This is a genomic window from Vibrio genomosp. F10 str. ZF-129 (assembly GCF_000287055.2).
In the GTDB taxonomy this organism is placed as follows: domain Bacteria; phylum Pseudomonadota; class Gammaproteobacteria; order Enterobacterales; family Vibrionaceae; genus Vibrio.
In genome coordinates, this window is the sequence record NZ_AJYQ02000030.1 from 47,101 (window position 1) to 68,504 (window position 21,404).

A 21,404-nucleotide genomic window follows, 5' to 3' on the forward strand; every position below is an offset into this window, starting at 1 on the left:
TTTTCCAACCTTGAACCCGTATCGCCCTTCCTTTAACCCTGTAGCAAATTTCGTAATCGATCTTGAGCCACTTCAACCAAGAGGTCCGGTTGGAATTTAGAAATAAAACGATCACAACCCACTTTTTGTACCATCGCTTCGTTAAAACTGCCACTTAATGATGTATTGAGCGTGATATACAAATCCTTCATTCGAGGGTCGCTTCGTACTTCATGAGTCAGCTTATAGCCATCCATTTCCGGCATTTCCGCATCGGTTATCATCATGAGCAATTCTGAATAGATATCTTTTCCTTCATCACACCACGATTTGAGTAACGTTAACGCTTCGAGGCCATCACTACACTCGATGATGTTGAGCCCAAGTTGAGATAGCGTCCCTTTCACTTGATTACGAGCCGTGGAAGAATCATCGACAATCAACACGTTACGTCCAATCATTTCAGATGCAAGTTCAGTATCTAGCACACCTTCAGAAATAGACACATCATAGTCAATAATCTGAGCGAGCACTTTTTCTACATCAATGATTTCAACGATATGAGACAAATCATCTTCTTTCACATGGGTGATCGCCGTTAAGTAGTTCGCTCTTCCCGCGGTCTTTGGGGGCGGCTGAATTTCTGTCCACGCGGTATTCACAATATTACGTACTTGCCCAACCAAGAACCCTTGAATAGAGCGGTTATACTCGGTAATGATTAAGTTTTGCTCTAGAGACGTATCATGATTCGCAGGGAAACCTATCGCCGCGCGCAGATCAATCACAGGCAGTGATTCCCCGCGTAATGACGCAACTCCGGTAATATGGTGGTGAGAACCAGGCATCTTGGTCAGCACAGGCACTTTAAGCACCTCCCTGACTTTAAAGACATTAATGGCGAAGATCTGTCGGCTATTCAAGCTAAAAAGTAATAGCTCTAGACGATTCTCACCAACCAAATTGGTTCTCTGATCAACGGTATTTAGAACTCCAGACATACATACTCTCAGAATTACTGGTCTATAAATAACATAGCCCATAGTATTGGGCTTAGACAGAAAATAAAACCCATATAACGTCATGTCACATGGGTTTATTATCAATATTGTAGATAAGTCTTGTTAACCTTCAATGACTTTCATTAAAAGTAGGCCATCAAAAAGCGCTTGTTTAATCAGCGCAGCGCCCGGCATCGTTGCTTGTTTATAAAAGCGCGACTCCACCAGCTCTAAATCTTGATGATACACTGGAAGACTCTGCTCTTTGATACACGTTAACACCGCCGGATAGAGCACATCTTTTGCTTGGTTAATAACACCACCAATCAAGATTTTTTCTGGGTTGAAGAGATTGATCACAATCGCGATTGCGCCACCCAAATAACGACCAAGTTTCTCTATAACATCAACGGCTAGAGGATCGCCACTGGCGGCGGCAGCGCAAATTGATTCAATGGTCATTTCTTCGAGTGCACTTAATTCCGAAGCTTCACCGTTATCGATGCGCCTTACCACCTCTTCTCGAATCGCTTGAGAGCTGGCAACCGTCTCAAGACAGCCTCGATTACCGCAATGGCATCGTTTTCCGTTAGGGTCGATTTGAATATGACCCAGTTCGCCAATGTTTCCATGACGACCTTGTAACACTCGACCGTCTAGAATAATGCCCGCGCCTAACCCATGGTGAATAGAGATAAGCACTGAATTATCATTGTCTTGTGAGTGGCCGAACAATTTTTCGGCCAAAGCCCAGGCTCGGGTATCGTTAGCGACGAAAACAGGTAGCCCAGTCGCTTTATAAATTTCAGGGCCCAACGCCAAGTTCTGCACATTGTAGTGCGGCATTTGCAGTACGATACCGTCTTCCGAATTAACCAGCCCTGGCAAGGTAATCGCAATGCTGGTCACTCTATCAAGCTGCTCTGAATAAGTTTGAAAAAATTCATCAATTTCATGCAATAAACGCGCTAAGACATCATCTTGATCGAGTTCATGAATGTCAATTTTGGTATCGATTAGAACATCACCACCGAGCTCATGAAGCGCAATGGTCAAATAACCGCGGCCTAAACGCATCGACAGAAACTGCCAGCCTTGATTATTCACTTGCAAGCCAACCGCAGGGCGACCTCGACTGGTCGATTCCTGAACCGTCGTTTCATGAATAAGATGAGACTCTATTAACTCACGAGTAATTTTAGTAATACTTGCAGGTGCAAGTGAACTCTTCTTCGAAAGATCAATTCGAGAAATAGGACCATTTTGGTCTATGAGTTTATAGACACGACCAGCGTTGACCTGCTTAATATGATCAATGTGACCGGGTTGAGCCATGTACATGATGTACTCCAAAAATCAGCAACATATTAATTTTTTTACTTTGCGAAGTAATTGTGAAGTGCTTTGATAGTATGCCGTGACAGGTATCACGGAGAAAAACCCATCTTTGCGGAAGACGTCGAATTGTTAAGGATTATTCACCCGCTTTTTTTTCCAGTCGCAAAGTAATTATCTGATCAATGTTGAAATATCAATGATTCACCTCACCAAATTACCCACACTGCATATACTTAGAAAAGCAATGGAATGTTTAGGAGAACAGGATGACCTCAGCAACACGAAGAACAAAGATTGTAACGACCCTTGGCCCTTCTACCGATAAAGGCGATAACCTCCTCGAAATAATAAAAGCTGGAGCCAATGTTGTCAGGATGAATTTTTCCCATGGCACGGCCGAAGACCACAAAAATCGAGCAGCAAAAGTACGCGAAATCGCCGCAAAATTGGGAATACACATAGCCGTGTTAGGCGATTTGCAAGGACCTAAAATTCGTGTCTCAACGTTCAAAGAGGGAAAAATAACACTCAACCCAGGCGATCGATTTACTCTGGATAGCGACCTAGGACCTGGTGAGGGCGACCAAGACGCCGTGGGGCTGGATTACAAAGAACTGCCCAATGATGTGGTAGCCAATGACATTTTACTTCTTGATGATGGTCGAGTTCAGCTAGAAGTTGTCTCGGTGGAAGGCAACAGAGTCCACACTATCGTCACGATTGGTGGTCAGCTTTCAAATAACAAAGGCATCAATAAGAAAGGCGGTGGCCTTTCCGCTGACGCATTAACTGAAAAAGACAAGAGAGATATTCTTCTCGCCGCTGAGCTAAAAGTGGACTATTTAGCCGTTTCATTCCCGAGAAATGGGGAAGATATGAACTATGCGAGACGCTTAGCAAGAGATGCAGGTTTAGAAGCCAATTTAGTGGCCAAAGTGGAGCGCGCTGAAACCGTCGCAACCGTAGAAAATATGGATGACATCATTATGGCTTCAGACTCAGTCATGGTGGCCAGAGGAGACTTAGGGGTTGAGATTGGAGACCCTGAATTAATCGGTGTCCAAAAACAGCTAATACAACGCGCTCGTGCCTTAAATCGTACCGTCATTACTGCAACTCAGATGATGGAGTCAATGATTTACGCCCCAATGCCAACTCGTGCTGAGGTGATGGATGTGGCGAACGCTGTCCTCGATGGTACTGATGCCGTCATGCTTTCAGGAGAAACTGCAGCAGGGGCTTATCCAGTTGAAACGGTAAAATCAATGGCGGAAGTGTGTGTCGGTGCAGAGAAAAAAGCCCTAGAAAGCACATCAAGCTACCGGATTGACCGACGTTTTGTGACGGCTGAAGAGACCATTTCAATGGCAACCATCTACTCGGCTAATCATATGGAAGGGATCAAAGGCATGGTGGCCTTAACGGAATCTGGCCGAACGGCCTTAATGATGTCTCGCTTAAGTTCAGGGTTACCCATTTTTGCTCTGTCTAGAAATGAAGGTACGTTGAATCGTTGCAGTATGTATCGAGGTGTCACACCGCTTTATTTTGATACCTCGGCAGAATCAGGGTTTGACGTCGCGTTAGAAGCGCTTCAATCCCTCAAGGAGCGTAAATTGGTTGAATTTGGCGATATTTTGATCATCACTCAAGGCGATATTATGGATGTCGCAGGTTCAACCAACTGCCTAAGAATATTGCCCGTCACCTAATCACGGCTCTTTAAGGCAAGTAACGAAAATGATTTAGCTTCTCGCTTAATCGAAATCATAAAGTAAAGGCTCACTGTGTGGGCCTCGCTTTATTCCCTCGTTTGGCTTTATCTTCGAATACATTTCAACAAACTTTTGACCTGCATCTAAACCAAGCTGATAATCGTGCTGAAGATCTTCTTTTTTACTCATCAATGAATTGGATTTTAAGGGGCTATCTGGTTTTATCTGTACAATAAAGCAATCATCTGGCGGGTGATGTAAAAAGTCTCGCGTTAATGAATAGGTTTGGTAATGCGCCATCAACATATCAGCCAGACCTGAATCAAATTTATCCCCAACTAAATGACTTAATCGATAGATATCGTCAGCACCAAATAACCATCGCCCTCCATTGACCAACTCAAGATGATTAGCGTCGTTTTTTTGCTGCTTTGATTTAGTGATCTGCTGTTGAAAAAAACCGTTCCAATCTAACTTCCACTGATCCAACTTTTCTTGCCACTGCTCTTGAATGGCATTCAATGATTCTCGGTACCACTCCACACGACGAGCAGGAGTATTATGAAGAGAGGCGGAGTTAAGAGAAACAGTCGTAGAAGGCTCAGGCTCTATCCCACTGCCTTCTGTGCGAATAACAACGATACAACGCGCTTCATTGCGCCACGCTTGCTGCACTGGGATTGCCGCTGAAACACCACCATCCACGAATGGCTCACCTCCGACCATCACCTCATTCGGATAAAGACGAGGTATCGCACAGGTAGCAACCATCACCTTGTACCAATCATCAGCGAGCATGGGTAAATAGTGGTCATGTAACGTGGTGCTGTGGGTGACCGCTGCGAACGCCTTTCTCTCACCCAACACCATACGACCCATATCAATATCGAGTTTATATGGGTAATGACAGATACTATCGATGGCCCATTCCAGACCTAAATACTGCTTACGACGAATGTAATGAAAGAGATTAAAAAATCGAGGATCCGTCGTGAGGTCAACAAGAAATGAGTGGCCTAACCCTTTTTGACGACAAAGAAAGGCACAGAGGTTCAATGCACCTGCCGATGTACCATAAAACTCATGAAAAGGGTCAAAATTTGACAGTAGGAATGCATCTAAGACGCCAGAGGTAAAAATACCGCGTTGCCCTCCCCCTTGTGCAACAAGCGCATGTTTCCCACCAATGTAATGCGAGAGCTGATTGGTATCAACTTGCGTCAATAAATTCGTCACAACGCCACTATTTCTCATCAATAATGCACCGTTAATGGGTGATAACAATCGCTCCATAACCCAGCAAAACCGTAAAGATTGTTGCTGTGATAATGAGTGAATATTTTAAGTCTTGATCCATAAAGTCCTCCTTGCTCTTCTAAAAGTAATAACAGCAGTGTGAAGTATCTTCAAATTATGTGTATTTTCTAAGCACAATTATGCTGTTAGCCTCACACTTGGGTACGAGACTCAGAGATTTACACTTAGATATCACACCGACGTGTCAAAAAGCAGCGAGGGCCATTCATTATGTACAGTTTTACCAAAGTCTTGGGGCTAGGTATGTTACTCATGAGTTCGGTGGCCGAAGCCGATTTCTACCTGACTCCCTGGGTAGGTTACACCGGGGGAGGCGCAGTGGTTGACCAAAATGATATTGAATACGATATCAAAGAATCCGAAAGCTACGCCATTACCTTAGAAAGTACCCTCGAACAGGGTCGAATTGGCGTATTTTACAGTCAACAAAATAGCCGCATTGAAACGCTCAATGAAAGCAGCACGATTCAGTACCTGCACTTTCAAAGCAGCATCTATTATCCAGTCCAAGACAGATTCAAAACTTATGTTGGCGTCGGACTTGGTATGTCTTATGTCGATGTGGATTGGGCCAGTGACAAATATGGCTTCTCAGCCAGCATGTTTGGTGGATTTGAATATGAAATCAACGACACCTTTTCACTCAATAGCCAGTTGCGTTGGCTGGGTACCGTTGTTGATAACGAAACATCGGGGATTTGTAATCTACCGACCGAAGAATCTTGTACAATTCGATTTAAAACCGACTGGATGAATCAATTTTCAGCCAATGTAGGGCTAGTCGTACGTTTCTAGCTTACGTTCAAATCCAACCGATTGATGCTAAAAAGTGATGATATTATAGTCATACACTCTAAATGACAATTCAGTCCATTAAGTTGCCCTTTCAAACCAATACAGAGCATGAGTCTTATATATCGCCATTATTTAACATATAAACCCAGTTTTTCTGCTCCAGATCAACATATTCACTACATACATACCAACTCCCATATCGCATATTGTGTTGCACTCAACTCATTATATCGGTAGTCTCCCAATTAATGCGTAGCTGAATATTTCAGTTTTTGCAAACACACATGACACAATAAAGAACAATATTCTGAGTTTTCTTGTGGTAGTTAGAATAAAAAACTAACTTTTAACAATATCACGGATGATAGAGCAAATATTCAATAGAAATATAGCTGGCAACATTTATCACTCCTATTTATCGTTAAATTAGCCGAAGAAAAGCTTCATTCCTCAGGGAGTTGTAAAGGAGTTTAATATGAAGCGAGAACAATGGGGATCACGTGCTGGATTTATTTTGGCGGCGGTAGGATCGGCAATAGGCTTAGGAAATATTTGGCGTTTCCCTTATATGGCCTACGAAAACGGCGGTGGCGCATTTTTTATCCCTTACCTTTTTGCCATGCTGACTGCTGGTATTCCATTTATGATCATGGAATTCAGTATGGGGCAGAAAAACCGCGGTTCAGCACCCATATCACTGTCTAAGATCCATCATAAGTTTGAATGGCTCGGCTGGTTCCAAGTAGGTATCGCAGCCTCAATCGCCGTTTACTACGTTGCTGTTATTGGCTGGTCAATTTCATACCTTGGTATGTCTTTCACACAGAGCTGGGGAACGGATACGAACGCGTACTTCTTCAGTGAATACCTGAAACTGGGTGATAATTCCCCTTCTAATCTGGGTTCTATTCAGTGGAAGATCGCAGCGGCTATGCTTATTGCCTGGGCTGTGACCTACGCTGCTATCGTTGGCGGTGTAAAATCAGGCATTGAGCGAGCAGCCAAGATAATGATGCCAGTGCTATTTATTATGGTTATCTTATTGATTGGCCGTATGATCTTCCTTCCAGGTGCGCTTAACGGTGTGAACTATCTGTTTGAACCTGACTTCAGCAAGATATGGGATCTGAAAGTTTGGGCAGCAGCATACGGACAGATATTCTTTACGTTGAGCATCGGCTTTGCCATCATGCTTGCCTACTCAAGCTACTTACCAGAGAAGTCCGACATCAATAACAATGCCTTTATGACGGTATTGATCAACTGTGGTTTCTCGATCCTTGCTGGTATCATGATTTTCTCAATTTTGGGTTACATGGCACACGAACAAGGAAAAGAGCTCACTGACGTCGTATCTGCAGGGGTGGGACTTGCGTTTGTAACTCTACCAGCAGCAATCAACGAGCTGCCTGCACCATACATTTTCGGCCCGCTATTATTCCTAGCATTAACGATTGCAGGCTTAAGCTCGCACATATCAATCATTGAGGCGGTCACTTCAGCTATCATTGACAAGCTTAATTGGGGTCGTAAAAAAGCCGCTACCGTTGTTTGTGGTGTTGGTGCCGTTGTTTCACTGGCGTTCGCGACTAACGGCGGATTACTGCTTCTTGATTTAGTGGATTACTTCACGAATAACATCGGTATTGTTGTTAGCTGTTTTGTTGAATTGTTGCTAATGGTTTGGGTATTCAAGATCTCTAACGTACGCAGCTACGTGAATAAAGTATCCGACTTTGAAGTGGGTAGATGGTTTGACATTTGTCTACGCTTCATCAGCCCAGCAATTCTGGCGGTGATTGTATTCAATACATTAAAAACAACCTTGGCTGAAGGCTATGGTGGGTACGCTCAATCTGATCTATTACTACTGGGCTGGGGCTTGCTAGCTCTGCTATTTGTCGGTGGCGTGATCATTAACCTAACAAGCAAGAAGGAAGCTTAATTATGACGACGAGTGCAATTATTATGATGGTACTGGGTTTAGGCATTACGTGGGGCGGAGCTATTTATTGTATCCGTCGAGCGATGAATAAACAGTAACCCTAATCCAAATAAGAAAAGCCAGCTTGAATGCTGGCTTTTTTGTATATAAGCCCATACTGTTGGCTGTCACAATTAGAACGCGTATTTGATCCCCACAGCAGCACCAATTTGAAGTTCGGGGCTTTTATAAAGGTTTAATTCCGGGTGCACTTGTGAGTACATATCCCAACCTTTTGGTAACTCTACACTCAAGCCTAAAGGCACACGTACACCGAAGTCATGCTCCCACTCTCCCCAAGCGCCGGCACCAACATACCAAGACAGTGGTGAATCAGATTCAAAAACACCACGTTCGATGATGTAGTCAAATGCCGCCCCTGTATTACCAATGGTAAAACGATATTGACTGTCGAGCTCAACGACGACGCTCAGTTGCTGGTCGACGGCCATACCAACAGAAAAATGAGTGGGACTAGATGCTTCCTCTGAATATGAAGAGAAAGAAGCAACAAGAGTAAAAAAAGGAATAAGCTTTTTCATCAGGTTCTCCAGAAATCACGCATTCTATTCTGAATCAAACCAACAGTGTCAGGGCAAAGTCAATGCGGTATCCAAACCAATGGTAAACGAACGCGTCATCAAGGAATGGCAAAGGAAAGGAGCAAATAGCAATAAAAAAAGGAGGCCGAAGCCTCCTTATATCATCAGTATGTGGGATTAACCGTTAGAGCGAATCCACTCATCCATATCTGTTTTAAGGTTATCTGATTTAGTACCAAAGATAGCTTGAACACCACCAGATACAACCACAACACCAGCGGCGCCAAGTTGCTTAAGTTTGTCTTGATCAACAATCTCTGTATCTGCAACAGAAACACGTAGACGAGTGATACAAGCGTCTAAGTTTGTAATGTTAGCTTTACCACCGAATGCAGCGACAAGTTCACCTGCTAGTTCAGAACCCGTTGCAGTGCTTGCAGCCTCAGCAGACTCATCTTCACGACCCGGTGTTTTTAGATCCATCGCCTTGATCACTGCGCGGAATACTACGTAGTAAATAACAGCGTAAACCAGACCTAGACCAACCATTAATAGCATGTTCTGTGCATTACCAGACAGTACTGTAAAGTCAATCAAACCGTGTGAGAACGACGTACCGTGAACAATGCCAAACGTGTTAGTTAGGAAGAATGCAGAACCCGCTAGTAGAGCGTGAATAGCGTAAAGCACTGGCGCTACGAATAGGAAAGAGAATTCAATTGGTTCAGTAATACCTGTTAGGAATGACGTCAGTGCAGCAGAAGCCATGATACCCATTACTTTAGCGCGGTTCTCTGGTTTAGCAGAGTGAGCGATAGCAATAGCAGCGGCTGGTAGACCAAACATCTTAAACATGTAACCACCGGCTAGTTGACCAAAGCCATTACCAGCAGCACGAGTGGCCTCATCAGCAACGAGGTAACAAGTAAGAACACCAGTTTGAGCTTCACCAGCAGCATTTACACAGCTACCTGCTTCAAAGAAGAATGGTACGTTCCAAACGTGGTGTAAACCAAATGGGATAAGTGAACGTTCAACAATGCCGTAAATACCAAATGCCACTTGTGGGTTTTGGTCCGCCGCCCAATGAGAGAAAGAAGCGATCGCTGAACCAATTGGTGGCCATACGATAGAAAGAACAATAGCAAGACCAATCGCTGAGAAGCCAGTAATGATCGGCACAGCACGCTTACCAGCGAAGAAACCCAGATATTCAGGTAATTGAATTTTGAAGAATCGGTTAAATGACCATGCAGCCAAACCACCGACCAAAATACCGCCTAGAACACCCGTATCAATGCTCTCGACACCCATTACGCCAGCCATAACACTTAATGTTGCTGTCATGATGCCGTACCCTACGATTGCAGCAAGACCAGCTACACCGTCATTATTTGTAAAGCCAAGTGCTACACCAACGGCAAAAAGCAGTGCCATTTGACCAAACACTGAACCACCAGCTTGTTCCATTAAACTAGAAACGATCTCTGGAAGAAAACTTAGATTGGCAGCACCCACCCCAAGTAGGATACCTGCAACCGGTAAAACTGATACTGGCAGCATCAGCGATTTACCGACTTTCTGCAAGTTAGCAAAAAGGTTCTTAAACATAATTGTGCTCCTGAATGATTATTAGAATTTTTGGGCGCTAACTGCATACCCCCGTAGCTTTGATGTTAGCACCTACGATAATGTAACCGTGTGTTACATTATATTTTTCGCCTCTAAATATATATTGATGTGTCTCATACTTTCTATACGGTTACGAAATTTAGTTTCAAAACATTAAATGGGTCACAGTCGGCGACACACCGAAAAAGCGCATTATCAAAACTAACCTATTGATATAAATAAAAATAGCGTTAACTAGCATTAATTTCACTAAGTAAATAAAATAGCGCCCATTGTTATTTTATGTAACAAAATTACAATTTGACCAATCAAGTCGTTAATTTCAACAAATTTCGTGAACTTGATGTTTTGCGTGACAAATATCACTTCTAAGAAAAGAAAAAAAGAGCCAAAGCTCTTTTCTTGACCAACTATCAGTTTCTATCGCAAAAAAAGATCTGAGAAGTTTTCGGTTGTTTTATGACCAACCTCAGATAAAGACAACCCTTTAAGCTGTGCAATGTAGGCCGCGACTTCAACAACGTAAGCGGGCTGGTTCTCTTTCCCCCGGTGAGGAATGGGTGCTAAATAAGGTGAATCTGTCTCAATCAACAGTCTTTCAAGAGGCAGCGATTTCACGACCTCTTTAAGTTCTTTAGCTTGGCGAAAGGTGACAATGCCCGATATAGAAATGTAAAAGCCCAGATCCATGGCCGCTTCCGCAAACGGCAAATCTTCTGTAAAACAGTGGATCACTCCGCCACAACGTTCGGCGTTTCCTTCTTTTAAAATCGCAAGCGTATCCTCCCGAGCATTACGAGTATGGATAATAAGCGGTTTATTGAGATCAACGCCCAATTCTACTTGCTGAGCAAAGCGCAATTTCTGCAAATCCGCGGTTTCAGGTTTGTAGTGATAGTCCAGACCGGTCTCCCCAATAGCCACCACTTTTTCATGACGAGCGTACTCATGCAAAATATCCAATGCAAAGTCACTTTCAACATCTAAGGGGTGGACACCACAAGATGCATGAACGTGATCATAAGGGAGAATCATTTCCATCATTTTAGGAAATGAATCTAAGGTCACACCAACAGACAATAACTGTGTCACATTGGCTTGTTTTGCCTTTTCAAGTACATCTTCAATGCCTGAATGGAGCTCATCATAATCAAGCTTGTCTAAATGGCAGTGGGAATCTACAAACATACTTCCTCATTAAATTTTATTAACCAATCGGAAATCATTAACTCGTGATTAAGACCTGGAAACGTTTTCAACTGAGTCATTAACGCGCTAAGGCGTAAACTTTGCTGATAGAGTAAATCATAGCTCATATGCTTCGAAAGCTCGTTAGCAACAGGGCTAAGTGATGGCTCGGCAACCTCAAAATGAGCTTTCTGCGCCTCACAAAGAAGTAACCAAAGCCATTGCAATCTTTCCTGAGAGCCATCATTCAAGTGGCCATTTAACGTTAAGAAACTGTCTTGCCCCTTTGCCAGCGCTAACATTGCGTCTTCTATTTGCGTATAACTTTTTAAGTGTCCATCTTTAATAAACGCTTCAAGCCTTAGAGGGGCGTTATCATTCAAATGGGCAACATAATTCGGCACGGATTGCTTTAAACGATCAGAAACCCACGCAGATGCTACTTCAGAGCTTGGGGCTTTCACATTCCACTGCTGACATCGGCTGACGATGGTTGGCAGTAATTGTTCTTTACGCTGTGTGATTAACAAGAATAGACAGTTACTCGCTGAGGATTCTAATGTCTTTAGCAATGCATTTGCCGCCGATTCATTCATCGCCTCAGCTGGCTGTATAATGAACAGACGAAAGCCGGAGAGTTGCGAAGATTCCTGAGCTTGTCGATTGCATTGGCGTATTTGATCGACAGAAATACTTTTGCCTTCTTTTTCAGGAACAATGTAATGAAGATCAGGGTGATTGGATGACAGCATCAAGCTACAACTATGGCAGAACCCGCAAGCCAGGGACTTGTCATTACTGCACATTAAAGCGTCACTAAACCTTTTTACCAGCTGATCAACACCTAGCCCTTCTTGAGCGCAGAGTAATGTCGCGTTAGTAAAGTGATCACTTTGCAGGTTTCTCTGCCAATGTTGCCAAATATCATCTAACCAAGGATAAAGCGCATTCATGTTATGAATTCTCTTCTAACCAAAACATCAGTGCCGATTTTATGTCTTCGGCAACTTGCTCTATATTCTGTTCGGCATTAATGACAGAGACCGTTTTATCATAGCTTGCGATTTCTAGGTACTTCGATCTTGTTCGGTCGAAGAACTCAATATTCATTTTTTCTATTCTATCGAGCTCGCCCCGACCTCTCGCTCGTTCTAAACCAACACGGGGATCAAGATCCAGATACAAGGTTAAGTCCGGCTTGAAGCCTGCCAGGGTTGTTTCTTTTAACGCGTTCATCGTTGCTGATGGTATTTGTCGCCCTCCCCCCTGATAAGCTTGTGAGGACATGTCATGACGATCACCTACCACCCACTTACCCTCATTCAACGCAGGCTTAATGACATTTTCCACTAACTGCACTCGAGCTGCGTACATGAGAAGTAACTCGGTCATATCTTGGAGCTTTTCACCTTGATGCTCTTCTTTCACTAAGGCTCTCATTTTTTCCGCCAGTACGGTGCCACCAGGCTCGCGTGTCTGAACTAAACCAGTGATACCCGCTTGATGCAAGGTTTCTAATATCGCACTGATCGCGGTACTTTTTCCTGCGCCTTCTAGCCCTTCGACAACAATAAATTTTGCTTGATTCATTTTTGGCTTCTTATCTCTTTTAAATAGGCCCTAACGGCTGTGTTGTGGTCTTTTAAGTTTTTAGAAAACACATGACCACCTTTTCCACTCGCTACAAAGTATAAATAGTTACTGTCTTCAGGGTTTAGAGCCGCTTTTATTGATGCGCGACCTGCCATTGCGATCGGTGTGGGCGGTAGTCCAAAAATAGTATAGGTATTGTATGGCGTTGGGGTTCTTAACCCTTTTTTACCAATCACTCCCTTGTAGCTATCCCCCATTCCGTAAATAACGGTCGGATCCGTCTGAAGACGCATTCGCTTGTTGAGACGGTTTATGAAAACCGCGGAGACGCGCTCACGCTCTGACGCCACCGCGGTCTCTTTCTCGATAATTGACGCGAGAATCAATGCCTCATAGGGTGACTCTAGCGGGAGACCAGATTGCTTGAGTTGCCATTCCTCATCCAATACTTGCCCAAGCTTGCGATAAGCTCTCTTTAAAATATCAAGATCCGTTGTTCCGAGTGTATAGTTATAGGTTTCAGCAAGCATCAGACCTTCCAGCTTTTGATGTTCACTGCCTATCAAAGCGGCGATATCTTCTTCTGAGAGATCCACGATGGTCTGTTCTAAGTTCTTATCTTCGGCCAACGTCGTTCGCCACTCGTCAAAGCGTGTGCCTTCAACAAAAGTAATCGAGAATTGATGTTCCTTACCTTCTGTCAAAAAGACAAGCGTCTGACGTAAACTTTTTTCTGGGAGTAACTGGAATGTACCGGCACGAATTTGAGTCAATTCCGGGTAGAAACGACGCACTAACGGCGTAAACGGACTTTCTTCTATCCACTGCTGATTGACAAACTGGTTCAGTACGCCATTGAAGCTACTGCCAGATTGAACGGTGAAAATCTGTTCAGATCGAAGGGATAGTGGTTGATCTAGGTAGGCATCAACTTCACTGGTCATGTAAAAAAAGGCACCCGTAGCCATAGCGCATAGGATACACAATAAAATGAATAGCTTTTTAATCACGAACGAAAAATCTCCTGAAAGTCTCGGGTCTTTAACCCAATAGGGTATAGATTATCTCTCAATTTTATCACTGGAATGACGGTACAAATCGAATTAGTCATGAACATCTCGTCAGCTCGATCAAGATCCTGTTGAGTAAAATCGCCAACCTGGACAGGAATCCCTCTTTCTTGGGCACGCTCAATAATAAGCTGCCGCATCACTCCTGCTACCCCACTATTTGCCAATGACGGAGTATATAGCGTCTCACCTGTCACCCAAAATAGATTGGCCATTGTGGTTTCTATCACATAATCATGAATATTTAGGACAACGCCATCCACCAAGCCTTGCTCATCCATATCTCGCTTAGTCAGCACTTGCTCTAGACGATTGTTATGTTTATGCCCAGCAAGGACAGGATTAATACCGAGTCGATGTGCACACACTCCCAACTCTATGCCATGCTTGGCCCAATCTTGATAGTGTTCAGGGTAACTGAATGTACTAATCACGATATTAGGCGCTGATACTTCATTGGGGCTATAACCTCGGCCGCCCGTTCCACGAGTAATATTCAGTCGAAGGCCCGCTAATCTAGACTTTAACGCTGCCTCATCCAACCACTTATGTACTTGCTTCCAGTTCGGCTGCTCTATGAATAATTGATCCAAGCAACGCTGCATCCTTTGTTGGTGCTGTTGCCAATGCTTTATCTTACCTTGGCGAGTAAGGATGGTAGTAAAACAACCGTCACCATATTGAAAAGAGCGATCGGTCAATGAAATCGTGTCGCAAGGCAGTCCATTTACCCAAAACATTCTATCTTCCTAAAAAAAGAAACGGCTTAATGCTAAGCATCAAGCCGTTTCAATACAAGTCAATTTAAGACTTTCGGTTTGCTAGATCTTCTTAAAGATCAAACAACCATTAGTACCACCGAAACCAAATGAGTTACACGCAGCGTATTCCATGACCACTTCACGAGCAGTATGTGGTACGAGGTCGATCTCTAGATCGTCTTCTGGGTCGTCAAGGTTAATCGTTGGAGGAACGATCTGATCTTGCAAAGATAAAGCCGTAATAATTGCTTCAACCGAACCTGCTGCACCTAGAAGGTGTCCAGTCATCGATTTAGTAGAAGAAACCAATACTTGCTTTGAGCCTGCTTCACCTAGCGCACGTTTGATGCCTTTAATTTCAGCAACATCACCCGCTGGAGTAGAAGTACCGTGGGCATTGACGTAGCCAATCTGCTCACCAGAGATACCAGCATCACGCATTGCGGCTTCCATCGCGAGTGCTCCACCTGAACCATCTTCACTTGGTGACGTCATGTGATACGCATCACCCGACATACCAAAGCCAACCAGTTCAGCGTAAATCTTCGCGCCACGTGCTTTCGCATGTTCATACTCTTCCAGAACCATCATGCCAGCACCATCACCAAGCACAAAACCATCACGGCCTTTATCCCATGGACGAGACGCTTTTTCTGGCTCTTCGTTACGAGTTGAAAGCGCTTTAGCTGCACCAAAACCAGCCATACCGAGTGGTGTAGAGGCTTTTTCTGATCCGCCGGCTAACATCGCGTCTGCATCACCATAAGCGATCATACGAGCGGCATGGCCGATGTTGTGAAGGCCTGTTGTACATGCTGTTGAAATAGCAATGTTAGGACCGCGTAAACCGCGCATAATCGATAAGTGCCCAGCAACCATGTTTACGATCGTTGATGGAACAAAAAATGGGCTGACTTTGCGAGGACCTTTTTCAATAAGAGTATTGTGCCCTTTCTCAATCAAATCTAAGCCACCAATTCCCGATCCAATTGCTACGCCAACGCGTGGGGCATTGTCTTCGGTAATGGTAAGGCCAGAGTCATCCATTGCTTGGATGCCTGCCGAGACACCGTATTGGATAAATAAATCCATCTTACGAGCATCTTTTTTAGTCATATACTCTTCGCAGTTAAAGTCTTTGACTAAACCTGCAAAGCGAGTAGTAAAATTGGTAGTGTCATAATGATCGATATCAACGATACCGCTTTGACCGGCTAGCAGGGCTTTCCATGAAGATTCTACAGAGTTGCCTACCGGTGACAGCATACCCATGCCAGTGACAACAACACGACGCTTGGACACGATATTATTCTCCGGGATTGAAGTGATTCTATGAAAGGTATAGAAATACTAGAAAAAACACAGGCGGCTAGAAAGCCGCCTGGGAGAGATATTACTGAGCGCTGTTTACGTAGTCGATTGCAGCTTGAACAGTAGTGATTTTCTCAGCTTCGTCGTCTGGAATCTCAGTATCAAATTCTTCTTCCAGCGCCATTACTAGCTCAACTGTATCTAAAGAATCTGCACCTAGATCGTCAACAAAAGAAGCTTCGTTTTTAACTTCTGCTTCGTCTACACCTAGCTGTTCAACGATGATTTTTTTTACGCGTTCTTCGATGTTGCTCATTTTTCTTTTCCTTTACAGATGTCGCCTAAATGCGATGATTCCGTAGTTTATTCAAACTATTGAAAGTTGCAAGAGAGACCTTGCTGGTCAAACCACAATTTTAGCGATTTTAACCGAAATTCAGTACATTTTTGACTTAAATCATACACAAGTGTTGTTTATGAAATAGCCAAGCCTTCAATATTGTAGGGTAAATATAAAATTTTACTCACCTAAATATTCAAAACTGTAGTATTAAACCATATACATGCCGCCATTAACATGCAAAGTTTCACCCGTGATATAGGCCGCTTCAGGAGATGCTAAAAATGCGACTGCGGATGCAATTTCACGTGGATCGCCCAAACGACCCGCAGGAACGTTTGATAACGTTGCAGCACGCTGATCATCATTAAGCGCTTTGGTCATGTCTGTTTCGATAAAACCAGGCGCGACGGTATTAACGGTAATGCCACGAGAGGCAACTTCACGAGCCATTGACTTAGTGAAACCAATCACGCCAGCTTTTGCCGCTGCATAGTTGGCTTGCCCTGCATTACCCATTGTACCAACGACAGAACCAACGTTCACGATACGGCCGTTACGCTTCTTCATCATGCCGCGAAGTACCGCTTTAGACATGCGGAAAATCGGCGTTAAGTTAGTATCAATGATGTCGTTCCATTCATCATCTTTCATGCGCATAAGAAGATTATCGCGCGTGATCCCTGCATTGTTTACAAGAATGTCGATCACACCGAACTCGTCGTTAATCGTTTTCAACGTCGCTGCGATTGAATCAACATCAGTCACGTTAAGTGCAAGACCTTTACCATTTTCACCAAGGTACTCACTGATCGCTGCTGCGCCGTTTTCGCTCGTTGCGGTACCGATTACGGTTGCGCCACGCTCAACCAATAATTCAGCAATCGCTCGGCCAATACCACGGCTCGCACCCGTTACTAGGGCGATTTTGCCCTCTAAATTCATCATCTGTTATTCCTTATGTTCTTAGCCAATAAAAGCCAGCGATTTACGCTTTCGCCGCTTCTAATGAAGCAACATCATTAACCGACGCTGCGCTAAGTGTTTTAACGATTCGTTTTGTGAGACCCGTGAGAACTTTACCTGGGCCGAACTCAAGCAGTTTTTCAACGCCTTGTTCATTCATTAGCTGAACACCTTCTGTCCAACGAACAGGGCTATACAGCTGGCGAACCAAAGCGGCTTTAATTTTTCCCGGATCCGTTTCTGCAATAACATCAACGTTATTGATAACGGGCAATGTTGGGGTGTTAAATTCGATAGATTCTAAAGCCACCGCTAATTTGTCAGCGGCAGGCTGCATTAGCGCACAGTGCGAAGGAACAGAAACAGGCAAAGGAAGCGCACGTTTAGCGCCAGCTTCTTTACAAAGTGCACCCGCACGAGCAACAGCATCTTTGTTGCCAGCAATAACCACTTGACCTGGCGAGTTGAAGTTAACAGGAGAAACCACTTCGCCTTGCGCTGCTTCTTCACACGCTTTAGCAATTGACTCATCATCTAAACCAATAATGGCGTACATAGCGCCAACACCAGCAGGTACCGCTTCTTGCATTAGTTGACCACGAAGCTCAACTAATTTGATCGCTTGCTTAAAGTCAATGACCCCTGCACAAACCAAAGCAGAATATTCACCAAGGCTGTGTCCGGCTAGATTGTGTGGCTGCTCTAAACCAAGCTGTTGCCAAACACGCCAGATCGAGACTGAAGCAGCCAATAAAGCGGGTTGCGTACGGAAAGTCTGGTTCAAGTCTTCAACTGGACCCTCTTGGATTAATGCCCAAAGATCATAGCCCAGTACTTCAGATGCTTCAGCAAATGTTTGCTTAACCACATCATACTGCTCACCTAATTCGGCAAGCATGCCTAGAGCCTGTGACCCTTGACCGGGAAATACGATAGCAAAATTGCTCATTGTTATTTTCCTTAAACAAATAGACGAAAGAGAAAAGACACACGAAAGTCTATTCAACCTAAATAGGTGCGCCTTTAACTTAAAATTGTGTGAGGTGTTAAAACTTAACCAGTGCAGAGCCCCAGGTAAATCCGCCACCAAATGCTTCCAATAGCAACATCTGACCACGTTTAATGCGTCCATCACGGACCGCTTCATCGAGTGCCGTAGGAACGGTGGCTGCAGAGGTGTTACCGTGTCGATCTAAAGTGATGACTACCTGATCTAAAGACATGGTGAGTTTTTTAGCCGTTGCTGAAATAATTCGGTAGTTCGCTTGATGGGGAACCAACCAATCTAATTCAGATTTATTCATGTTATTAGCTGCAAGCGTGTCTTTTACCAGTTTCGATAACTGAGTAACCGCGACTTTGAAGACTTCATTACCAGCCATGTGAAGCCATTTATCAGCATCGCCACCGCGCTCAGGGACACCAAGACTGAGTAGCTCGCCAAATTTACCATCAGAGTAAATATGAGTGGATAAAATGCCTGGCTCTTCGCTCGCACCGACAACCACCGCACCAGCTGCATCACCAAATAAAATAATGGTTGAACGATCAGTAGGATCACATGTCTTCGACAAGGCATCGGCTCCAATCACTAAGACATTCTTACACATACCGGTTTTAATATGCTGATCAGCAACAGAAAGCGCGTAAACGAATCCCGAGCAAGCGGCACCAATATCAAAGGCTGGGCAACCTTTAATCCCAAGTTTACCTTGCACCTGACAAGCCGATGACGGAAACGCATGGCTGCCACTGGTGGTCGCAACAATGATTAAATCAATATCGTCATTTTGAATGCCCGCCATCTCGATCGCGTTCACGGCTGCATGATATGCCATATCAGCAACGGTTTCGTCTTCAGCAGCAATGCGACGCTCTTTGATGCCTGTACGCGTAACGATCCATTCATCGCTGGTCTCTACCATTTTCTCTAAGTCTGCGTTTGTACGCACCTGAGATGGCAGGTAACTGCCTGTACCTAAAATTCTGCTATACATGAAAACTAATAATGCCTCTCAAGTAAAACCGCTTCTAAACGATCGCTAATACGACTGGGAACTTGTCGTTTGACCTCATGTATCGCCTCTCCTATCGCATTGACGACGGCGGATACATCAGCACTTCCATGACTTTTAATAACAATGCCGCGCAATCCTAGCAAACTTGCGCCATTATACTGGTCGGGGTTCAATGTTTTTAATTCATCAAACAAACCTGAAAACAACTTTCTGGCAATCCAACCTTTTATTGAGCTGTTCATCATGCTTGATTTAAGCTTATCAATAAAGAGCTGAGCCGTACCTTCACAAGCTTTCAGGCACACATTACCGACAAACCCATCACAAACCACCACATCCGCCGCATCATGAAGTAATTGGTTACCTTCTACATAACCAATAAAATGAACGGACTGAGTCTGAGATAACATCTCTGAGCAACGCTTAACCAGATCATTCCCTTTAATCTCTTCGGCGCCAATATTCAAGATGGCGACTCTTGCTGGTCGACCCAAATACTGCTCTGCTAAGGCACTGCCCATGACGGCAAATTGGAAAAGAGAGTCAGCATCACTTGACACATTGGCCCCTAAATCTAGCATCCAAGTTTTGTTGCCTTGAGCGGTAGGAAGCGCCGAAATTAATGCTGGACGTTCAATACCAGGGAGTAACTTCAATCGAAACCGCGATAGCGCCATAAGAGCGCCAGTATTGCCACCACTTAGGCAAGCATCGGCTTGATTGTCAGCAACCGCATCAATCGCCATCCGCATGGATGTGCCAGAACTGTTACGTAATGCTAGAGAAGGTTTTTCGACATTGGAAATGACCCGGTCACTATGTTCAATGATCAAACGATCATTGGTGTCATAACCAAGTAAAGATAATTGATGTGTGATCGAAGTCCGATCACCTATTAATAGGATTTTCAGCTCTGGGAAATACGACAGTGCCTGCACGACGGCAGGCACTGTAACACGGGGACCGAAGTCTCCGCCCATTGCATCAATCGCAACGGTTATAGTTTGCAAAGGTCAACCTTACTTGTTGATAACCTTTTTGCCACGGTAAAAACCTTCGGCAGTCACGTTGTGACGTAGGTGAGTTTCACCTGAAGTTGCGTCTACAGATAGTGCAGCTGTAGTTAGCGCATCGTGTGAACGACGCATGCCACGCATTGAACGTGATTTTTTGCTCTTTTGTACGGCCATTGACCCTACTCCTTTGTCTTAGTTTAAAACGAATTAACGCTTTAAGCTTTTTAAAACATCGAATGGATTCGGCTTTTTCTCTTCCTCAATTTCTTCAGGAATTTCACCAAATACCAAGTTATTTGAATTAACGCTGCATTCCGCTTCATCATGCATTGCTATTTGAGGCAAATTTAAGATGAACTCATCTTCAACTAACTGTATTAGGTCTAACTCACCGTACTCGTTCAGATCTACCAAATCGTACTCTTCCGGTGCTTCCTCTTCACTCTTCTCATTACAAGGAGTATATGTGAATTGGACATCACACTGATGTGTGAAAACCTCATTACAGCGTTGACATTCCAGGTCGACTTCGACGTTAGCTTTACCAGAGATAACTACGAGTCGCTGTTCATCCAGCCCAAATGACATTGAGACTTCTGCGTCGCGTTTAACGCCTTCGGTTGTCTCCTCTAAACGCTTAAAAAGACTGACTTGGATGTAACCATCTAAATCTGTTCTTTTTTGAGCGGTTTTAGCAGGATGTACCGTTCGCGGTATTTTTACCTTTTGCATAGGGCGCGAATCTTATCTTCCAAAATACGTTTAGTCAAAGAAAAAGGTGAAAAAAATGGACTTTTTTACCTTTCAATAGAGAGAATTATTAACAACAGCTTGGATT

At 44.0% G+C, this 21,404-nt stretch carries 23 protein-coding genes; 4 read left to right on the forward strand and 19 right to left on the reverse strand.

Features of this window, described 5'->3' with window-relative positions:
• Nucleotides 1–32: 32 nt before the first annotated feature.
• Both A1QO_RS04650 and mlc read right to left on the reverse strand, forming a co-directional pair.
• On the reverse strand, nt 33–980 hold the full coding sequence (locus A1QO_RS04650; protein ID WP_017034039.1) for a chemotaxis protein CheV: 948 nt from the start codon (nt 978–980) through the stop codon (nt 33–35).
• Nucleotides 981–1,103: 123 nt separating this feature from the next.
• Nucleotides 1,104–2,321, reverse strand: coding sequence for a sugar metabolism global transcriptional regulator Mlc (gene mlc / locus A1QO_RS04655; protein ID WP_017041032.1), 1,218 nt, complete (start codon nt 2,319–2,321; stop codon nt 1,104–1,106).
• 263 nt (nt 2,322–2,584) lie between these two features.
• Here mlc and pyk point away from each other — a divergent pair, with 263 nt between their 5' ends.
• Nucleotides 2,585–4,030, forward strand: coding sequence for a pyruvate kinase (gene pyk, locus A1QO_RS04660; protein WP_017034041.1), 1,446 nt, complete (start codon nt 2,585–2,587; stop codon nt 4,028–4,030).
• A gap of 45 nt (nt 4,031–4,075) precedes the next feature.
• Here the strand turns inward: pyk and A1QO_RS04665 are convergent, their stop codons facing one another.
• On the reverse strand, nt 4,076–5,287 hold the full coding sequence (locus A1QO_RS04665) for a patatin-like phospholipase family protein (protein WP_017041033.1): 1,212 nt from the start codon (nt 5,285–5,287) through the stop codon (nt 4,076–4,078).
• A 13-nt stretch (nt 5,288–5,300) separates the two neighbouring features.
• Nucleotides 5,301–5,390 (reverse strand): YnhF family membrane protein, encoded by a 90-nt coding sequence (locus tag A1QO_RS20215; RefSeq protein ID WP_017034043.1) that lies wholly within the window; start codon nt 5,388–5,390, stop codon nt 5,301–5,303.
• A 170-nt stretch (nt 5,391–5,560) separates the two neighbouring features.
• On the opposite strand from A1QO_RS20215, the gene A1QO_RS04670 reads away from it, so the two are divergent.
• The 3 genes from A1QO_RS04670 (at nt 5,561) to A1QO_RS20220 (ending at nt 8,188) form a co-directional block, all read left to right on the forward strand.
• Complete coding sequence (locus tag A1QO_RS04670) at nt 5,561–6,145, forward strand: outer membrane beta-barrel protein (RefSeq protein ID WP_026026978.1); 585 nt, start codon at nt 5,561–5,563, stop codon at nt 6,143–6,145.
• Between the two features lie 475 nt (nt 6,146–6,620).
• The gene (locus tag A1QO_RS04675) at nt 6,621–8,090 is read left to right on the forward strand and encodes a sodium-dependent transporter (protein WP_017034045.1); all 1,470 of its coding nucleotides are present in this window, start codon (nt 6,621–6,623) and stop codon (nt 8,088–8,090) included.
• 2 nt (nt 8,091–8,092) lie between these two features.
• Nucleotides 8,093–8,188, forward strand: a complete 96-nt coding sequence (locus A1QO_RS20220) for a MetS family NSS transporter small subunit (protein ID WP_017034046.1) — start codon at nt 8,093–8,095, stop codon at nt 8,186–8,188.
• 75 nt (nt 8,189–8,263) lie between these two features.
• Here the strand turns inward: A1QO_RS20220 and A1QO_RS04680 are convergent, their stop codons facing one another.
• From A1QO_RS04680 to yceD, 15 genes are all read right to left on the reverse strand, one after another.
• Entirely contained in the window at nt 8,264–8,671 is a 408-nt protein-coding gene (locus tag A1QO_RS04680) for a hypothetical protein (RefSeq protein WP_017040508.1), read from the reverse strand.
• Nucleotides 8,672–8,848: 177 nt separating this feature from the next.
• Nucleotides 8,849–10,282: a PTS glucose transporter subunit IIBC gene (ptsG, locus tag A1QO_RS04685; RefSeq protein WP_017040507.1), complete on the reverse strand. Its 1,434-nt coding sequence runs from the start codon at nt 10,280–10,282 to the stop codon at nt 8,849–8,851.
• A 441-nt stretch (nt 10,283–10,723) separates the two neighbouring features.
• Nucleotides 10,724–11,491: a TatD family hydrolase gene (locus tag A1QO_RS04690; RefSeq protein ID WP_017034049.1), complete on the reverse strand. Its 768-nt coding sequence runs from the start codon at nt 11,489–11,491 to the stop codon at nt 10,724–10,726.
• Complete coding sequence (gene holB, locus A1QO_RS04695; RefSeq protein WP_017040506.1) at nt 11,482–12,444, reverse strand: DNA polymerase III subunit delta'; 963 nt, start codon at nt 12,442–12,444, stop codon at nt 11,482–11,484. The genes A1QO_RS04690 and holB overlap by 10 nt, the downstream gene beginning before the upstream one ends.
• Before the next feature lies 1 nt (nt 12,445).
• Nucleotides 12,446–13,081: a dTMP kinase gene (gene tmk, locus A1QO_RS04700; protein WP_017040505.1), complete on the reverse strand. Its 636-nt coding sequence runs from the start codon at nt 13,079–13,081 to the stop codon at nt 12,446–12,448.
• Nucleotides 13,078–14,094 (reverse strand): endolytic transglycosylase MltG, encoded by a 1,017-nt coding sequence (gene mltG, locus A1QO_RS04705; protein ID WP_017034052.1) that lies wholly within the window; start codon nt 14,092–14,094, stop codon nt 13,078–13,080. Before mltG ends, tmk begins: the two co-directional genes overlap by 4 nt.
• On the reverse strand, nt 14,091–14,894 hold the full coding sequence (pabC, locus tag A1QO_RS04710; RefSeq protein ID WP_017040504.1) for an aminodeoxychorismate lyase: 804 nt from the start codon (nt 14,892–14,894) through the stop codon (nt 14,091–14,093). The genes mltG and pabC overlap by 4 nt, the downstream gene beginning before the upstream one ends.
• Nucleotides 14,895–14,975: 81 nt before the next feature.
• Complete coding sequence (gene fabF / locus A1QO_RS04715) at nt 14,976–16,217, reverse strand: beta-ketoacyl-ACP synthase II (protein ID WP_017040503.1); 1,242 nt, start codon at nt 16,215–16,217, stop codon at nt 14,976–14,978.
• A 91-nt stretch (nt 16,218–16,308) separates the two neighbouring features.
• Nucleotides 16,309–16,542, reverse strand: a complete 234-nt coding sequence (gene acpP / locus A1QO_RS04720) for an acyl carrier protein (protein WP_005595964.1) — start codon at nt 16,540–16,542, stop codon at nt 16,309–16,311.
• A gap of 234 nt (nt 16,543–16,776) precedes the next feature.
• Complete coding sequence (gene fabG, locus A1QO_RS04725; RefSeq protein ID WP_026026469.1) at nt 16,777–17,511, reverse strand: 3-oxoacyl-ACP reductase FabG; 735 nt, start codon at nt 17,509–17,511, stop codon at nt 16,777–16,779.
• A 43-nt stretch (nt 17,512–17,554) separates the two neighbouring features.
• Entirely contained in the window at nt 17,555–18,481 is a 927-nt protein-coding gene (gene fabD / locus A1QO_RS04730; protein WP_017039563.1) for an ACP S-malonyltransferase, read from the reverse strand.
• A gap of 97 nt (nt 18,482–18,578) precedes the next feature.
• Nucleotides 18,579–19,529: a beta-ketoacyl-ACP synthase III gene (locus A1QO_RS04735; RefSeq protein ID WP_017034057.1), complete on the reverse strand. Its 951-nt coding sequence runs from the start codon at nt 19,527–19,529 to the stop codon at nt 18,579–18,581.
• 5 nt (nt 19,530–19,534) lie between these two features.
• Nucleotides 19,535–20,560, reverse strand: coding sequence for a phosphate acyltransferase PlsX (gene plsX, locus A1QO_RS04740; RefSeq protein WP_017034058.1), 1,026 nt, complete (start codon nt 20,558–20,560; stop codon nt 19,535–19,537).
• Between the two features lie 9 nt (nt 20,561–20,569).
• A complete protein-coding gene (gene rpmF / locus A1QO_RS04745; RefSeq protein WP_004737376.1) occupies nt 20,570–20,740 on the reverse strand; it encodes a 50S ribosomal protein L32 in 171 nt (56 codons plus the stop codon).
• A gap of 33 nt (nt 20,741–20,773) precedes the next feature.
• Complete coding sequence (gene yceD / locus A1QO_RS04750) at nt 20,774–21,298, reverse strand: 23S rRNA accumulation protein YceD (RefSeq protein ID WP_017034059.1); 525 nt, start codon at nt 21,296–21,298, stop codon at nt 20,774–20,776.
• Nucleotides 21,299–21,404 lie beyond the last annotated feature (106 nt).

Bases quoted from the DNA above. Each gene is read 5' to 3' on its own strand.
- rpmF (WP_004737376.1), bottom strand. From the start codon at position 20,740: ATGGCCGTACAAAAGAGCAAAAAATCACGTTCAATGCGTGGCATGCGT.
- A1QO_RS04675 (WP_017034045.1), top strand. From the start codon at position 6,621: ATGAAGCGAGAACAATGGGGATCACGTGCTGGATTTATTTTGGCGGCG.
- yceD (WP_017034059.1), bottom strand. From the start codon at position 21,298: ATGCAAAAGGTAAAAATACCGCGAACGGTACATCCTGCTAAAACCGCT.
- fabG (WP_026026469.1), bottom strand. From the start codon at position 17,511: ATGAATTTAGAGGGCAAAATCGCCCTAGTAACGGGTGCGAGCCGTGGT.
- pyk (WP_017034041.1), top strand. From the start codon at position 2,585: ATGACCTCAGCAACACGAAGAACAAAGATTGTAACGACCCTTGGCCCT.
- ptsG (WP_017040507.1), bottom strand. From the start codon at position 10,282: ATGTTTAAGAACCTTTTTGCTAACTTGCAGAAAGTCGGTAAATCGCTG.
- A1QO_RS20215 (WP_017034043.1), bottom strand. From the start codon at position 5,390: ATGGATCAAGACTTAAAATATTCACTCATTATCACAGCAACAATCTTT.
- A1QO_RS04665 (WP_017041033.1), bottom strand. From the start codon at position 5,287: ATGAGAAATAGTGGCGTTGTGACGAATTTATTGACGCAAGTTGATACC.
- pabC (WP_017040504.1), bottom strand. From the start codon at position 14,894: ATGTTTTGGGTAAATGGACTGCCTTGCGACACGATTTCATTGACCGAT.
- A1QO_RS20220 (WP_017034046.1), top strand. From the start codon at position 8,093: ATGACGACGAGTGCAATTATTATGATGGTACTGGGTTTAGGCATTACG.
- acpP (WP_005595964.1), bottom strand. From the start codon at position 16,542: ATGAGCAACATCGAAGAACGCGTAAAAAAAATCATCGTTGAACAGCTA.
- A1QO_RS04680 (WP_017040508.1), bottom strand. From the start codon at position 8,671: ATGAAAAAGCTTATTCCTTTTTTTACTCTTGTTGCTTCTTTCTCTTCA.
- mlc (WP_017041032.1), bottom strand. From the start codon at position 2,321: ATGTACATGGCTCAACCCGGTCACATTGATCATATTAAGCAGGTCAAC.
- fabD (WP_017039563.1), bottom strand. From the start codon at position 18,481: ATGAGCAATTTTGCTATCGTATTTCCCGGTCAAGGGTCACAGGCTCTA.
- A1QO_RS04650 (WP_017034039.1), bottom strand. From the start codon at position 980: ATGTCTGGAGTTCTAAATACCGTTGATCAGAGAACCAATTTGGTTGGT.
- A1QO_RS04670 (WP_026026978.1), top strand. From the start codon at position 5,561: ATGTACAGTTTTACCAAAGTCTTGGGGCTAGGTATGTTACTCATGAGT.
- A1QO_RS04690 (WP_017034049.1), bottom strand. From the start codon at position 11,491: ATGTTTGTAGATTCCCACTGCCATTTAGACAAGCTTGATTATGATGAG.
- holB (WP_017040506.1), bottom strand. From the start codon at position 12,444: ATGAATGCGCTTTATCCTTGGTTAGATGATATTTGGCAACATTGGCAG.
- tmk (WP_017040505.1), bottom strand. From the start codon at position 13,081: ATGAATCAAGCAAAATTTATTGTTGTCGAAGGGCTAGAAGGCGCAGGA.
- A1QO_RS04735 (WP_017034057.1), bottom strand. From the start codon at position 19,529: ATGTATAGCAGAATTTTAGGTACAGGCAGTTACCTGCCATCTCAGGTG.